A 15,620-nucleotide genomic window follows, 5' to 3' on the forward strand; every position below is an offset into this window, starting at 1 on the left:
ATTGTGCGCCGGCGGCGCGCTCGCTTATAATGTAGCGTGCCGAACGCAATGCGTTCAATGGACAATAACGGCCATTCGGCCGTTAACGGACACTAACCCGATACTGTCGGGAAACGGAGGGCGCGGACATGAGCACAAGCGCGAACGCGGCTGCGCATAAGCCGGATAGACGTGCCAGAAGAACGGTCGGGCTGCTTAAGCAGTCGTTCCGCGAATTGGTCGAGGAGAAGGGGTTCGAGGCCGTGACCGTACGGGATATCGCCGAGCGGGCGGACGTTAATCGCGGCACGTTTTACGCGCATTTCCCGGACAAATACGGCTTGCTCGACCTGGTCATCCGCGAGAAGCTGCAGGCGTTGCTCGGCGCCCGTCTCGGTCCGGACGCGGGCTGGCGCCGCCGCGACCTGCGGCTCGCGATCTCGGCCGCGCTCGCCCACTTCGAGGACGTATACGGCGTCTGCCGGCGTCGGGAGTCGCTGCATCCGATGCTCGAGCAAGCCGTCCAACAGGAGTTGGCCGCCTTGTTCGGACGATGGCTGGACGCCGTGCCCGCTCCTCCCGAAGCTTGGCCCGTCCCGGCCGAGACCATCGCATCCGCGGCGAGTTGGGCCGTCTTCGGGGCGGCCAACGAGTGGGCCCGCGGACGGCGGGCCGTGCCGCGCGAGGAGATGACGGAGCGCTTGCTCGCGCTCGTGCTCGGCGGTGCCGCGGCGCTGACGCCCGGCGGGCTGCTTGAATAATGCGCGCCTTGCGCCTTGATCGAGGCCGACAGTCCCGTTCCCTCTGCCGGAATCGCAGACGCGAGCCAGGCCGCAATAGAAGCTTCGTCCATCTCCTGCTTAACCGCGCGGCTGTAGATACCGCCCCCACACACGACTTATTCCGCGTCCGGCAATCCGTACAGCCGCCTGAACTGCTCCGGACTGAACCCCGTCGCCTTCTTGAATACGGCCCCGAAGTAGCTGGCATTGTCGAAGCCGACGTCCCGCGCTACCTCGTGCATTCGCCTGCCCGGCGCGCCGAACATAAGCTGCTTGGCTCGCCCCACGCGCTGCAGATTGACGTATTGCAGCGGCCGCATCTGAATCGTCTTCTGAAACAGCCGGCACAAATACTGCGGAGACACGTCCGCAGCCTCTGCCAGTTCCCCGAGCGAAAGCGGACGGTGCAGGTTGTATTCAATAAAGTCGATGATGGGCCTTATCCGGTTCATGTCCTGTTCCCGGCTGCCGGCCGTCTGCGCGCGTCCCAGCTCGAGCAGCAGGGCGTACATGCCGTGCGACCGGGTCAGATTGGCCTCGTACGAGAGCGAGTCCTCTCCGAGCATCGTCCTGAAGGATTCGAGCAGCCCGCCTTCCGCGACCTTTCCGTGTCCGGAAGCCCCCCAGCCCGCATATCGCAGCAGCGCGCCCGCCTCTCTGCCGTTGAACGCGACCCACGCCATTTCCCACGGCTTCGAGACGGGCCGGTACGCATGCCGGACGCCCGGGTACAGGACGAACGCCTCTCCGGGTCCGACGCGGATCGTCCGGCCGTCCACGATGTATTCGCCGACGCCGCGGATCGTCTGGTGCAGCTGGTAATCGGGGAAGCCCTCCTCGCGCTCCGTTTCCGGCTGATGCTCCCAATAACCGATCGAGGTGACGTGCACGGGGAGCAGCGTCGTCCGGTCCGTCCGGCTGAACAGCATTTTGCTTTTCACCTAGCATCGCTCGTTTCATATATTAATAGTTAGGTAGAAAATCCTTTTATATAACCACTTTATCATACCGACTATAATGTGAATATATTAATGACTTCATTGCGAAGGAGCGCTGACAGTGCGTCAGAAATTCAACTACACGCCGCCGGCCAACGGCTATCCCGAATGGAACAACAACCCCGACGTTTTTCAACTGAACCGGATGGAAGCGCATTCCCATATGATGGCATATCCATCTGCCGACGGCGTTCTCGCGGGAGATCCGACCCTGTCTCCCTATTTCCTCACGCTGAACGGCACGTGGAAATTTTCCCTCGCGGACACGCCCGAACAGCGCGCGCGCGACTTCTACCGGACGGACTTCGACAGCAGCGGCTGGGCGGACATGCCGGTGCCTTCGCATTGGCAGTTCCACGGCTACGACTATCCGCAATATACGAACATCCGCTATCCGTGGTCCGAGCGGGAGCCCGAGCTGAAGCAGCCGTTTGCGCCTACGGTTTACAACCCCGTCGGCTCCTACGTCCGCTCGTTCGAGGTACCCTCCGCCTGGGCGGGACAGCCCGTTTTCCTAAGCTTCCAGGGCGTCGAGTCCGCCTTCTACGTCTGGGTCAACGGAGAGCTGGCCGGTTATAGCGAGGATACGTTCACCCCTGCGGAGTTCGACATCACTGCCTACCTGGTCGAGGGGGAAAATAAGCTCGCGGTCGAAGTGTACCGCTGGTGCGACGCGAGCTGGCTGGAGGACCAGGACTTCTGGCGGTTGTCCGGCATCTTCCGCGACGTATACTTGTATTCGGCTCCGGCGCTTCGGGTCTCTGACTTCTTCGCCAAGCCGACGCTGGACGCGGACTATCGCGACGCGGTGCTGGCCGTGGACGTCAAGCTGGACAACTACTACGGCAAGCGCTATGACGCAAGCCGGCTCGACATGCAGCTCTACGACGCTTCCGGCCGCGCGGTCTGGGATGCGGCGCATTCGGTCGCCGTCTCCACTTCCGCCGAGGAAGCGCTGGCGCTGACGCTGACCGCCCCGGTGACCTCGCCGCTCAAGTGGAGCGCGGAGTCGCCTCACTTATACACGCTGGTCCTGTCCCTTTACGGCGATGACGGCGCGCTGCTGCATGCGACCGGCTGCCGGATCGGTTTCCGCGCGTTCGAGCTCAAGGACGGGCTCATGAAGATCAACGGACAGCGGATCGTGTTCAAGGGCGTCAACCGCCACGAGTTCTCCTGCGATACCGGCCGCGCGCTGGCCAAGGCGGACATGGTGCGCGACATTCTGCTCATGAAGACCCACAACGTCAATGCCGTCCGCACCTCGCACTATCCCAACCAGCCGGTCTGGTACGACCTGTGCGACGAGTACGGCCTGTACGTGATCGACGAGACGAATCTCGAGACGCACGGCAGCTGGGAATATGGCCAGGAGGAGGAGAAGGCGTTCAACGTGCCGGGCAGCAAGCCGGAGTGGCGGGAAAACGTGCTCGACCGCGCCAACTCGATGCTCCAGCGGGACAAAAACCACCCGTCCGTCGTCATCTGGTCGCTCGGCAACGAGTCGTACGGGGGCGAGAACTTCATCGCGATGCACGACTTCCTGCGTGAGGCCGATCCGTCGCGCCTCGTTCACTACGAGGGCACGTTCCACCACAGGGCTTACGACGCCGCGTCCGACATCGAGTCGACGATGTACGCCAAGCCGGCGGACCTCGAGCGCTACGCGCAGGGCAAGCCCAAGAAGCCGTACATTCTGTGCGAATACAGCCATGCGATGGGCAATTCCTGCGGCGGCTTGCACCTGTACTGGGAGCTGTTCGACCGCTACGACATCCTGCAGGGCGCGTTCATCTGGGACTGGGTCGACCAGGCGATCCGGACGCGCACGCCGGAGGGCGTCGAATATCTCGCCTACGGCGGCGACTTCGGCGAGTCTCCGCACGACGGCAACTTCAGCGGCAACGGTCTGCTCTTCGCGGACCGGACGGTGACCCCCAAGCTGCTCGAGGTCAAAAAGTGTTACCAGAATGCGGCATGGACGGCGGTCGATCTGCGCGAAGGACGCTTCAGCGTCGTCAACAAGCATCTGTTCACCGATCTGTCCGCCTATGCGCTCCGGTGGGACATCGCGATCGACGGCGAGACGCGCGAGAGCGGCGCGCTCGAGCTGGCGCTGGCGCCGGGCGAACGCGCGGAGATCGTCGTGCCGTACGATTGGGACGCGCTCCCGGGCGATGGCGAGGCGACGCTGCTGCTGTCGCTCGTATTGAAGGCAGACATGGCCTGGGCCGCGGCGGGACACGAGGTCGCCTGGGATCAGTTCGTGATCAAGGCGCGCACGGCGGCGGTATCCCATGCCGGTTCGATCGCCGACGCGCAGGTTGCCGCGGCCAGCGAAGGCGTAGCTGCCGCGGCCAGCGAGTTAGCGCCCGTCGCGGCAGCCGCGGTCGTCGCATCCGAATCCGGCGACGCGCTGACGGTGTCGGGTGAGCGGTTCGGCCTGCGCTTCGACCGGACGTCCGGCGCGCTCGTCTCCTATGTCGCGGACGGCCGCGAACGGCTGATCGCGCCGCTGCGCCCTTGCTTCTGGCGCCCCGAGACCGACAACGACCGCGGCAACAAGATGGGCGACCGCTGCGCGATCTGGCGCGACGCGGGCAGCCGCCTGCAGCTCGTCGGGCTGGACGCGCGCGCGGCGGGCGCCTCGCACGTCGTGTCCGCCGCCTACCGGCTCGCGGACGATCCGTCGAGCGCGCTCTCGCTGCGCTATGCGATCGGGCCGGACGGCGCCGTCGAGGTGACGCAGGAGCTCAGCCCCGGCAGCGACGCGCTGCCGGAGCTGCCGGCGTTCGGCATGATGTTCGAGCTGGACGGCGCGCTGGACACGGTGTCCTGGTACGGCCGCGGTCCGCACGAGAACCACTGGGACCGTCGCACGGGCGCTCGCCTGGGCCGCTATGCAGGCAAGGTCGCGGAGCAGTTCGTGCCGTACCTGCGGCCGCAGGAATGCGGCAACAAGACGGACGTCCGCTACGCCGAGCTGACCGGCGGCGACGGCCGCGGACTGCGCTTCGAGGGCGCGCTGCCGTTCGAGCTGAGCGCGCTCCCGTGGACGCCGGCCGAGATCGAGGCGAGCGACCATGCCTACAAGCTGCCGGAGAGCCGCGGCAGCATCGTGCGCGTGAACTTCAAGCAGATGGGCGTCGGCGGCGACGACAGTTGGGGCGCGCCTACGCACGAGGCCTACACGCTCCCGGCGAACCGGCCTTACGCGTTCCGGTTTACGTTTAAGCCGGTGTGATATTCACCGGAGCGCGGCGCTAAGAACACGCAAAGAAGACATTCACCCTGTCAGGGGGCGAATGTCTTCTTCATTTGCGCCATCCATTCACTTATTCGCTCGCGCGTGCAACAGGAACGTAAATCTCGATCTCTGCGTCTTCTTGCTCAAGCGCTTGAATATCGGGCCAATATTCGATATCCACGGGTCTCGGGCCGTGTTGCGCGTTAATATAATCGTAAGCCTCGGCAATTCGCGACTCGGGCCCTCGATGCACGAATCTCGCATAACGGCCTGCCGGCAGCACATATTCGATCATCCCTTCGGGCAGCGCGGCCTCGGCGGAGGCCTGAATACCGACGATATTGTCAAAAGGCGTGTCTTGCGACCATCCGCCCGGCTCGTAGATCTGAATTAGATATATGCCGTCAAGGCTCGCGCCGGGAATCTTCGTTCTTCGTTCGACGAGCTCCTCTCTCAGCTTGCCGACGATCCGAGTCTCGATGATGCGGTTCAAACTCTCTCTCACCTTGTAGCCGAACAAGCGGACGGCATCCCGTTCCATGATGGCGGATGGAATCGCAGACATTTTAACACTCCTTTTTATAGGGGAAGTATTCCATTCCCACCATACCGAATATATGTTCCCCTGTCAAACATTAAATTACATTTATGGATCAGCGTAAAAAGGCACCACCGGACACATCATCCCCGGCGGTGCCTCTGATTTTACTTGCCGTGTACTTCCTGCCCCAGCTTCTCGGCCGCCGACATAGGCGCGGTTGACGCGAGGAGGCACCCACGTTTTGTTCCCAACCGAGAACAAAACAGCGCGGCCAGCACGGGGCACCCACGTTTTGTTCCCAACCGAGAACAAAACAACGCGGCCGGCACGGGCCCCCTCGCTTTGTTCCCATCCGAGAACAAAACAGCGCGGCCGGCACTGGACCCCCTCTCTTTGTTCTCAATCAAGAACAAAACAGCGCGGCCGGCACGTGGCCCCACGTTTTGTTCCCAACCGAGAACGAAACGGCGCAGCACAAAAAAGGACGAGACAGGAATGTTCCTGCTCGTCCCTTTCGCATTTCCAAACAGCTTGTCTCAAGCCTCCGACTCCACTGCATGCCGCAGACCGGCCTGCTCCAGGAGCGGAATCACGCTCTCGCCAAAGTAGGCCAGCTCCGGCTCGTAGTCGTAAAACGTAATCTGAATGCCGTCGATGCCTGCCGCGTGCAGCTGCGCCAGCTGCTCGGCGACGTCCTCGGGCGAGCCGACGACGTGCAGATGCCCGCCGACCGCGCGCCCTCTGGCCGTGTGCTCGAGCCAGGATTGGCTGTCTCCGGCCTTGTGGCGGGCCGAGAAGCTGCCGATGGCGCCGAGATCCGCATGATCCATGATTGCCTGATAGTAGGCGAACGCTTCCTCGCGCGTCGGGCGCACGATGATCGTCGGGTTGATGATGACGCGGATCTTGCGGCCGAGCGCGGCAGCGGCGTTCTTGACCGTCGCCACGTGCGCGGGCAGCTTGGGCAGCGCGTCCTCCAGCTTTTCCCCGGCCGGGCTGGAGACGAAGACGACATCCGAATACTTGGACGCGTAGTCGAAGCCGGCGGGAGAGCCCGAAGCGGTAGCCAGCACGGGACGTCCGTACAGCGGGCGCGGGGAGACGTAAGCCTCCTCCAGCTCGTAGAACTCGCCCTTGTAGGTCAGATTGTCGACGCCGGACCACAGTGCGTTGCAGATCCGGGTAAACTCTGCGGACTGGGCATACCGCCTGTCGTGATCTCCCCGGGTCACGCCGAACATCTTGGGCTCGTTCTCCGCGTAGCCGGTGACGATGTTCGCGCCGAAGCGGCCCTGCGAGATATGATCGGCCGTCGCCAGGAACTTCGCCAGATGCATCGGATGCCAGGGCCCGTACAGGATATGAATGGTGCCCATCAGCAGGATCCGGCGCGTCGCGGACGCGAGCGCGACCGCGGACACGAACGGATCGAGGAAGTTCTCCCGGTAGCCGGTCTCCCCGCCGAAGCCGCCCTTGGGCAGCCACTGCGACAGGCCGAAGGCGATGTCGAAGCCCAGGTTTTCCGCCTGCTGCGTCAGCCTCTTATTGTACTCGAACGACCAGTCCGTGCCTCTCGGCAGCGTCGACTGGGACCAGCCGCCCGTCTGCAGCGGCAGAAACAGGCCGAGCATCAGCGGCTGGGAGAACGCCCGCGACAACGGGCTGTCCGGCAGATTCTGCGGTTCCTCCGGCGTCCAGAGCTGCGAATCGTGTTGGTTGAAGGCGCTCATCGCATCCCTCTCCTATCCCATGTAGATGTTGTCGATCTTAGGTGTTCCATACCGACGGGTGGAACACTTCCTCCGGCGCCAGCTCCCGCTTCAGCAGGCCATCCTCGCGGAGGTAACCCATGAACTTGACGATCTGCGCCCAGTTGGCTGCGGCGCCGTAGGGCCATATATCGCCGTTCATCAGCTGCGAGGAGCGCTCGACCGACTCCCAGCCCCACGGATCGGAGCTGTTGTTCTTGATCGTCTCCAGCTGCGCTGCGATGCCCTCGTTCTTGATGTCGAGCAGCAGATCGTATGCCAGCTTCGGCAGCTCCGGATAGCGCTCCACGGTCTCGGCCTTCAGAGAGACGAGGTGCATGATCGGGAAAATGCCGGTACGGCCGTAATACGCCCGCTCCTCGTCCCATACGTTCGGGATGAGCCGGCGGATCGCGCCGCCCTCGCCCGCAGCCGGGAACAGATGCGCCGGCGGACGGCGGGCCGACATGACCGCATCCACGCGACCCTCGGCCAGCGTTTCGAAGATGTCGCCCTCCGTGAGCGTCGCCGGTATATCCACGGGCACCCGCTCCGGCCGGAAGGTGAACCACTGCAGCTCGTCGCCGCGGATCGCCCATTCCTCCCGGAACATGCCTCTCACCCACACGGCCGCCGTCATCTGGTATTCCGGGAAGCCGAATCGCTTGCCCTTCAGCTCGGACGGGTGGCGCAGCGGGCTGTCCGCGCGCACGTAGATCGCGTTGTGCCGGAACGAGCGCGACAGGAATACGGGAATGGCCGTCAGACGGGTATCCCCGCCTCCCTTCGCGATCAGATACGAAGCGAGCGACAGCTCCGCGATGTCGTACGTCGCCTCGGATATTTGGTTGATGAAAATTTGCTCGACCGATTCCCGCTTGGCTTCGATCCCGAAGCCGGCCGGGCGGCGGTCGCCGGACAGCAGCTTCAGCGTGCGGTCGCTCTCGGACATTGCTATCGTAAGCTTGGGCTCCGTCATGGTCCGTTCGCTCCTTCCATTATTCAGCGTCGTGTACGGGCCGTTTCTTGATTAATCGAGATCCGTCGCCAGGTCCCTGATCCAGGGGCGTCCCTTGAGCGGCTCGACGCGAACCTCGCTGCCGGCCTTGGCGCGAATGCTGCACAGGAAGCCGGCCTTGCCGTCCACGAGCGCCGAGCATTCCTTGCAGGCGTTGGCCGATCGGCAGGAATAGCGCACGGTCAGGGACGGATCCCGATGCTCGCGGATCCAGAAGATCGCGTCCAGCAGGCTCATGCCCTCCCGGTAAGGCACGTCGTACGCGACCACGTTCGGCTCGGCGCCGGCCTCTCCGCGCGTCACCTGCAGCTTGATGTCGGACATCTTCGCTTCCTCTCCTTCCTCTTCGGACATTCGCATTCAGACGTTCGCGGGCGGCGCCGCGTCGCTCAGCGTCCAGCCGCCCGTCTCCGGGTCCAGTGACACGCTGTAGCTCTCCGCGACGGGCAGCGTCTCTTCGTAATCGAGGCGTACGTGCGCGCCGCGCGACTCCCGCCGCCGGATGGCGCCCAGTATGATCGCCTCAGCGACCTTTAGCATATGGTCGGCCTCCAGCTTTTCCACCGGCGGCAGCGCGAGCTTGCCAGGTTTCGCCAGCGCGATCGCGTCCAGCTCCGGACGCAGCGCCCGGACCTCGGCCAGCGCGGCCTCCAGGCCTTCTTCCGTCCGCAGCGGGCCCGCGCCCTTCCACATGATCCGCTGCAGCTCGCGCTTGAACGCCTGCAGCGAGGCGCTATCCCGCTCGACCTCCGCCGGATGCCAGAACGCCTCGAGCCGCACCAGCTCCGCCTCTAACGCGCGGCCGACGATCCCTTCGGCGTCCGCGGGCCGATCGCCGCGCGACCGCGCCGCGATCTCGCCGGCGATCCGCCCGGTTACCAGCGCCTCGGTGATCGCGTTGCCCGACAGCCGGTTCGCGCCGTGCATGCCGTAGATCAGCTCGCCCGCGGCCAGCAGCCCGGGCACCCGGGTGCGCATATCCGCGTCCACGCGTACGCCGCCGAGCATGAAGTGCGCCATCGGCGCCACCTCGACCATGTCCCGCGTCAGATCCACGCCTTGATTGCGCAGGATATCGATGACGGGGCCGAACGCTTCCTTCAGCTTGTCCTCCGGCACCATGGTGAAGTCCAGGTAGGCGCCGCCGTGCGGCGTGCCGCGCCCCGCCTCGACCTCGCGGAAGATCGCGAGCGTCGTCTGGTCGCGCGCGGCGGTATACTTGCCCCCGACCTCGCCGTTGTACTTATGCATGAACTCCTCGCGCTCGCCGTTCAGCAGACGGCCGCCCAGCTTGTAACGGAACGGGTCCCACATGATCGGGTCGATGCCGACGAGCGGCGGGAACAGATGGGCGATCGGGAAGAACTGCACCATCTCCATGTCGCGAAGCTCCGCGCCCGCCTCCGCCGCCAGCACGTAGCCGTCGCCGGTCATATTCGTCGAGGCGCTGTTGCGCTCGTACACCTCGGTCAGTCCGCCGGTCGCCAGGATGACCGAGCCCGCGGCGATGCCGACGGGGCGCATGCCCTCCATCTCGAATCCGACGGCGCCTACCGCCTTGCCGTCCTCGACGACGATCTTCGTGATCATCACGTTTTTCAGGCGCCGGATCTTCTCGTCCTTCCAGATCGCCCGCTTCAAGCCGTTCGACGTCGCGCCGCCGGTGTTCAGGATGTCCACGTAAACGCAGCGGGCCCGCGAGTGGCCCGGCGCGAACGCCTGCGAGCGCTTGCCGTCGGGCGTCCTGGCCCACTTCACGCCGTAGCCTTCCGCCTCCAGAATCACCTCCGCGCCGCGATCGACGATCGCGCGCACGATGGCCGGATCGGCCAGTCCGCGGCTTCCCTTCATCGTATCCTCGAAGTGCACGTCCGCGTCGTCCTCCTCGGCTTCGCCAAGCGCCACCGCGACCGTCATCTGGGCGAGGATCGTGGCGCCGCCCCGGCCGATCAGGCTCTTGTCCGTCAGGATCACGTCGGTGCCCTCGTCCGCCGCGGCTCTGGCGGCCATCAAGCCCGCCGCGCCCGAGCCGACGATCAATACATCGGTATGCAGCTGAATCGCATTCACGCGCGCCGCCCCTCTCTGATCTTCGTTTGCCATGCTGCTATTCGGCCTATTCATTCGCCGACCGGCCGCACCTCGATGCCGGATTCGGTCAGCTTGCTCCTGATCCTGCTCGCGAATTCGACGGCGCGCACGCCGTCACCGTGCACGCAGATCGTATCGGCGCGGATGCCGATATCGACCTGCTGCTGCGTCAGCACCTTGCCCTCGGACACCATCCGGACCACCTGGGCGAGCGAGCGCTCCTCGTCCGTGATGAGCGAATCGGGCAGCCGTCTGGACGTGAGCGACCCGTCGGACTGGTAGGTCCGGTCGGAGAACACTTCGCTCGCCGTGCGCAGCCCGATGCGGTCTCCCGCGGCGATCAGCTCGCTGCCGGCCAGGCCGAACAGGATGAGCGAGGGATCGACGCGGTAGACCGCCTCGGCGATCGCGTTCGCCAGCCCGGCGTTGCGCGCCGCCATATTATAGAGCGAGCCGTGCGCCTTGACGTGCCGGAGCCGCGCTCCCTCCGCCTGCACGAAGCCCCACAGCGCGCCGAGCTGATAGACGACCAGGTCGAAGGCCTCCTCGGGGCTGATGTCCATGTCCCTGCGGCCGAAGCCGATCAGATCCTGCAGCCCCGGATGCGCGCCGAGCGCGACGCCGTTGTCCAGCGCCAGACGGACCGTCCGGCGCATCGTCGCCGGATCGCCGGCGTGGAATCCGCAGGCGATGTTGGCCGATGTCACGTATTTCAAAATTTCCTCGTCCCGCCCCAGCTTGTAGGCGCCGAAGCTCTCTCCCAGATCGCAGTTCAGATCCACCGTTTTCATCGCATGCATGCCTTCCTTTCGCTGCGTCCCGGGGTCCGATGCGCTTCGCGAGCCGGACCGGACGGGACGGATAAATGAAAGCCGCCTCTGTCGCGACTCCTCGTCCGCGCGCGAGATTGGCGTGTCGCGCGCAGACGAAGAGCCGCCGTGCGGCAGCCGCGCCCGAGCCTTACCGGCCCTGGCGCGCCGCCGACGGCGACACCGTATGATTTAACCCTTAAACCACTTAGAGAGACCTTCCGCGCCAGGCTCGGTCAATGCGCCGAGATCCGCCAGCTCGATATGCTCGCGCGGCACGACGGCGCGCTTCGGGAACACGATCGGCGGCGCAGGCTTGGTCGCGTCGACGATCGCGGCTGCGGACATGCGCGGCGTATTCTTGCCTTCCTTGCTGTATTCCCAGTTGGTCGGCAGCAGGCCGCCCGGACCGTTCCACTTGGGGATGACCAGCAGGTCCCGCTCCGCGTCGAAACGGGTGCCGATCGCCCACGCTACTTCCTCGCCGTTGAAGACGTCGATGTCGTCGTCGACCACGACGATATGCCGCAGATTTTCCTGCTCGGTGTTGAGCGCCGCGAACGCCGCCTTCTTCACGTCGGCCTCCCGCTCCTTGTGGAGCGAGATATAGCAGTGCATGCGGGCATAGAACGGCACATGCACCGTCTTCAGGCTCGGCACGACTTCCTTGACGGTCTGGTAAATGCTGCCGGACCGCGGGACGCCGCCGACGACGAGGTGCTCGCGGCTAGAAGCGACGATGTCCTGGAAGATGGCTTCGTTGCGGTACGTGATCCGCTTGATGCGGATCGTCGGCACCGAGCCGCCGCCGAGGTAGTGGCCCGGCCACTCGCCGAACGGTCCTTCCGGATGATCCTCGTCCGGCAGAATCTCGCCCTCGAGGATGATCTCCGCATGCGCGGGGACGAGCAGGTCGGACGTCTCCGCCTGGACCAGCTCGAGCGCCTCGCCCATCAGCGCGCCAGCGGCTTCGTACTCGCCGCCGATGCCCTGCACCCGGGACACCGAGCCCATGACGAAGCCCGGATGATGGCCCAGCGCGATCGCGATCGGCGCCGGTTTGCCCATCTTTTTGTACTTCTTGTAGATCAGGCCGCCGTGATGCGCGCCCAGGAACCAGACGCCCATATCGGTGGCGTTGAAGATCTGATGGCGGTAGATGCCCGCGTTGATGAGACCGGAGTCCGGATCGCGGATGATCATGACGCCCGCCGACAGATAAGGGCCGCCGTCCATCTCGTTGTGCACGGGGATCGGCAGCTTGCCCAGATCGACGTCCTGCTCCGCGATGACGTTCTCCTTGACCTTCGCCTGCGCGCGTTCGACGACCACCGGCGCGATCGGCTTTTGCAGCTTTTCGCCGTATACCCGGGGAATGTCCTGCACCTCGCAGCCCAGATACAGGGCGATGCGCTCGTATTCCGTCAGCAGGTTGGAGACGCAGGCGAAGTCCGCGCCCTTCACCCGGTTAAAGAGAAGCGCCGGATACTCGCCCTTCTCCGCGAGAGCCGCGGCGTAACCGGTGATCCCGAAGCGGGGATCGACCTCCTGGTCCACGAGCCGCACGCTGCGTTTGTCGAATTCCGCCAGTTGGCGGAGGTACGTCCTCAGATCCTGGGCCATGCTGCCATCTCCTGTCCGTTAGGGAAGTAAAGTCAGATCTACTGCGTCGGCGAACGGAATTTCTTTTTTCAAAATGCCTTGGTCAAGCTGCGTCTTTTGCACATAGTCCGCGCCGGCTTGGGTCACCTTCAGCCCTTCGGGCACCTTCGTCAGCTGTGTTGCGACAGCTTGCTTCAGCACGTCCGCCGGCACTTTGTCGAACAGCTTCTGCACGGCCGCAACCGCGCTGGCCGGGTCCTTCTGCGAGCGCTCGTTCACTTCGCCGCTCACCTTCAGGAATTGCTTCATCAAATCCTGATTCTTCGCGACCCAGTCCGTCTTCGCCATGATGACGATGCCGGCGAATTCGAACGGCGGATCGTACAGCACGCGGTAGTTGCCCGTGGCGACCATCTGCGACAGCGTCGGCTCCGATACCATGCCGCCCGCCGCCTGGCCGCCTTCGATCGCCGCCAGCATCGTCGCGCCGCTGCCGCCGTTGACGAGCTGGACGTCCTTTTCCGGATCGAGCCCGGCTTCCTTCAGGCCTTCGCGCAGACCGGTGTCGGACAGGCTGCCGACCTTCGTGACGGCCAGCGTCTTGCCCTTCAGCTCGGCCAGCGATTGGTACGGCGCGTCCTTCTTCACGACGAGCGAGTAGCCGACGCCGTTGAAGATCTCGGCGTACGCCTTGACGCCGAGGCCGTTCTGGATCTGGCGCAGCACGTGCTCGTAAGAGCCGAGCACGACGTCGAGACTGCCGCCGACGAGCGCTTGCACCATGTCAGAGCCGGCCGTGAAGTCCTTCTCCTCGATCTCGATGCCGGCCTTCTCGTACGAGCCGTCGTTGATCCCGATCTGGGCGATGATCGGCGTCATGCCGCCGCCGACGAGGCCAAGTCGGATCTTGCCGCCTGCCGGCGTCTCGGGTGCGGCTTCGGCGCTGCCCGATGCGGACGGCGCCGCCGAAGCGGAAGCGCCGGCGCCGGCGTTCGAATTGGAGTTGGAGTTTGAGTTGCCGCACGCGGACAATACGACCAGCATGGTCGCCAGCAGCAGCGAAGCGATCGTTCTTTGCTTTTTCATTTGAATTGACCTCCTCTGGATGATCGAGCTTGCGTCAGACTGTATATCAAGCCGCTCCGTTGTCGGGTCCAGCGTAATGTAGGGGCCGGCCAAATGCCGGGTACGGCGGTAGAACGAACCTCGCCCGTTAACGGTATCGGAGCAGCGTGCGCTCCAGCAGCAGGACGCATTGCTCGAGGACGACGGCGATCGCCATGATCAGCACCAGTCCGGTGAAGATGCCCGTCGTATCCAGCATGTTCGAAGAATACGTAATATAGTATCCAAGCCCGCGATTGGAGCCTACCAGCTCGGCGATGACCGAGCCGATCAGCGCCATGCCGATATTGAGCCGGATGCTGGTCAGGATCCACACGGTGATCGAGGGAAGCACGACCCAGCGCAGCTTGTGGTTCCACTTGGCTTTGTAGGTGCTCATCATGTCCATGAGATCCTTGTCGATGTTGCGCATGCCCTCGAAGGCATTGTAGAAGGCCACGAAGACGACCATCGCCACGACCATCAGGATCTTGGAGGAGAGCCCGATGCCGAACCATACGATGAACAGCGGCGCGAGCGACACGCGGGGCAGGCTGTACAGCGCCATCATGTACGGATAGATCCACCGTTCGAAGATGCCGCTGAACGCGAGGCCGATGCCGAGCAGCGTGCCGCCGACCATCCCGATCGCGAGCCCCGCGATCGCCTCCTGCAGCGTCGCGCTCATATGGAACCACAGGTCCCCGTCCTTGAGCATATCGACGATGCGGGTGGCGATCAGCGAAGGCTTGCTCAGCCAGAAGGCGTTGAACGCGCGGCCGGACAGCACCTCCCACGAGCCGATCAGCAGCACGAACACGACGATCCGGCCCAGCCATACGGATGTTGGGGAATATTCGCGGTCCCGGAACGACGAGGCGCGGGACGCGCGTTTCGAATTTGCAGCCATCAGTCGATCCCTCCCGCGCCGCTCGACATTTGCGCCCATATTTCCTTCTGCAGCTCTTTGAATACCGGATCGAACCGGATGTCGTAAAAAGGCCGGGGCCGCGCTAGCCGGATATCGAACTCGGCCTTGATCCGTCCGGGACGGTCCGTCATCACGATGACGCGGTCCGACAGCGCGATCGCTTCTTCGATATCGTGCGTGATGAACAGCACGCTTTTGCCGACCGACTCCCAAATGTGCAGGAACTGCTCGCCGATCTTGACGCGGGTCTGCGCGTCCAGCGGGCCGAACGGCTCGTCCATGAGATAGATGTCGGGGTCGTAAGCGAAGGTGCGCGCGAGCGCGACCCGCTTGCGCATGCCGCCGGACAGCTGCTTGGGATAGAAGTTCGCGAAGCCCTCGAGTCCGACCATCTTCAGCAGCCGCGTCGCTTCGGCGACCTGCTCCTTGTCCGGCAGCCCCTTGATCGCCAGCGGCAGACGCACGTTGTGGAGCACCGTCTTCCAGGGCAGCAGCGCATCGTTCTGGAACACCATGCCGACCCGGTCGGGCACGTCCTCGATCGGCTCTCCGTCGATATAGGCGGCGCCCGCCGCCGGCTGCAGCAGGCCGGCGGCCACCTTCAACAGCGTCGACTTCCCGCAGCCGCTCGGACCGACGACGGAGACGAATTCCCCGTCCTTCACGTCCAGGTTGACGCCTTCGAGCGCGACGGTGCGCTGTCCTTTCGTTCTATACTCCACCGCCAGCTCCTGTATCGAGAGCTTGGGCTGATTGTCCTTCGCCACTGG

At 64.4% G+C, this 15,620-nt stretch carries 13 protein-coding genes; 2 read left to right on the forward strand and 11 right to left on the reverse strand.

Going from position 1 to position 15,620, the window contains the following annotated elements; genetic code table 11:
* The first annotated feature begins 128 nt into the window (after positions 1-128).
* Positions 129-740 (forward strand): TetR/AcrR family transcriptional regulator, encoded by a 612-nt coding sequence (locus PQG80_RS14125; protein WP_271752013.1) that lies wholly within the window; start codon positions 129-131, stop codon positions 738-740.
* Positions 741-877: 137 nt separating this feature from the next.
* Here the strand turns inward: PQG80_RS14125 and PQG80_RS14130 are convergent, their stop codons facing one another.
* On the reverse strand, positions 878-1,702 hold the full coding sequence (locus tag PQG80_RS14130; protein WP_271752014.1) for an AraC family transcriptional regulator: 825 nt from the start codon (positions 1,700-1,702) through the stop codon (positions 878-880).
* Between the two features lie 118 nt (positions 1,703-1,820).
* On the opposite strand from PQG80_RS14130, the gene lacZ reads away from it, so the two are divergent.
* Positions 1,821-5,003 (forward strand): beta-galactosidase, LacZ type, encoded by a 3,183-nt coding sequence (gene lacZ, locus PQG80_RS14135; RefSeq protein WP_271752015.1) that lies wholly within the window; start codon positions 1,821-1,823, stop codon positions 5,001-5,003.
* A 91-nt stretch (positions 5,004-5,094) separates the two neighbouring features.
* On the opposite strand, the gene PQG80_RS14140 is transcribed toward lacZ, so the two are convergent.
* The 10 genes from PQG80_RS14140 to PQG80_RS14185 form a co-directional block, all read right to left on the reverse strand.
* A complete protein-coding gene (locus PQG80_RS14140; protein ID WP_271752016.1) occupies positions 5,095-5,571 on the reverse strand; it encodes a GyrI-like domain-containing protein in 477 nt (158 codons plus the stop codon).
* A gap of 512 nt (positions 5,572-6,083) precedes the next feature.
* Positions 6,084-7,277, reverse strand: coding sequence for an LLM class flavin-dependent oxidoreductase (locus PQG80_RS14145; RefSeq protein ID WP_271752017.1), 1,194 nt, complete (start codon positions 7,275-7,277; stop codon positions 6,084-6,086).
* 37 nt (positions 7,278-7,314) lie between these two features.
* Positions 7,315-8,274: a type 2 periplasmic-binding domain-containing protein gene (locus PQG80_RS14150; RefSeq protein ID WP_271752018.1), complete on the reverse strand. Its 960-nt coding sequence runs from the start codon at positions 8,272-8,274 to the stop codon at positions 7,315-7,317.
* Positions 8,275-8,325: 51 nt separating this feature from the next.
* Positions 8,326-8,637 (reverse strand): 2Fe-2S iron-sulfur cluster-binding protein, encoded by a 312-nt coding sequence (locus PQG80_RS14155; RefSeq protein WP_271752019.1) that lies wholly within the window; start codon positions 8,635-8,637, stop codon positions 8,326-8,328.
* 36 nt (positions 8,638-8,673) lie between these two features.
* Positions 8,674-10,383: an FAD-binding protein gene (locus PQG80_RS14160; protein WP_271752020.1), complete on the reverse strand. Its 1,710-nt coding sequence runs from the start codon at positions 10,381-10,383 to the stop codon at positions 8,674-8,676.
* Between the two features lie 50 nt (positions 10,384-10,433).
* On the reverse strand, positions 10,434-11,195 hold the full coding sequence (locus tag PQG80_RS14165) for a LamB/YcsF family protein (protein ID WP_271752021.1): 762 nt from the start codon (positions 11,193-11,195) through the stop codon (positions 10,434-10,436).
* A gap of 210 nt (positions 11,196-11,405) precedes the next feature.
* Positions 11,406-12,836: a UbiD family decarboxylase gene (locus PQG80_RS14170; protein ID WP_271752022.1), complete on the reverse strand. Its 1,431-nt coding sequence runs from the start codon at positions 12,834-12,836 to the stop codon at positions 11,406-11,408.
* An 18-nt stretch (positions 12,837-12,854) separates the two neighbouring features.
* Complete coding sequence (locus PQG80_RS14175; protein ID WP_271752023.1) at positions 12,855-13,901, reverse strand: ABC transporter substrate-binding protein; 1,047 nt, start codon at positions 13,899-13,901, stop codon at positions 12,855-12,857.
* A 127-nt stretch (positions 13,902-14,028) separates the two neighbouring features.
* On the reverse strand, positions 14,029-14,829 hold the full coding sequence (locus PQG80_RS14180; RefSeq protein WP_271752024.1) for an ABC transporter permease: 801 nt from the start codon (positions 14,827-14,829) through the stop codon (positions 14,029-14,031).
* Positions 14,829-15,617, reverse strand: a complete 789-nt coding sequence (locus PQG80_RS14185; RefSeq protein WP_271752025.1) for an ABC transporter ATP-binding protein — start codon at positions 15,615-15,617, stop codon at positions 14,829-14,831. The genes PQG80_RS14180 and PQG80_RS14185 overlap by 1 nt, the downstream gene beginning before the upstream one ends.
* Positions 15,618-15,620 lie beyond the last annotated feature (3 nt).

This window comes from Cohnella rhizoplanae (assembly GCF_948329515.1).
GTDB classification, from domain to species: domain Bacteria; phylum Bacillota; class Bacilli; order Paenibacillales; family Paenibacillaceae; genus Cohnella; species Cohnella rhizoplanae.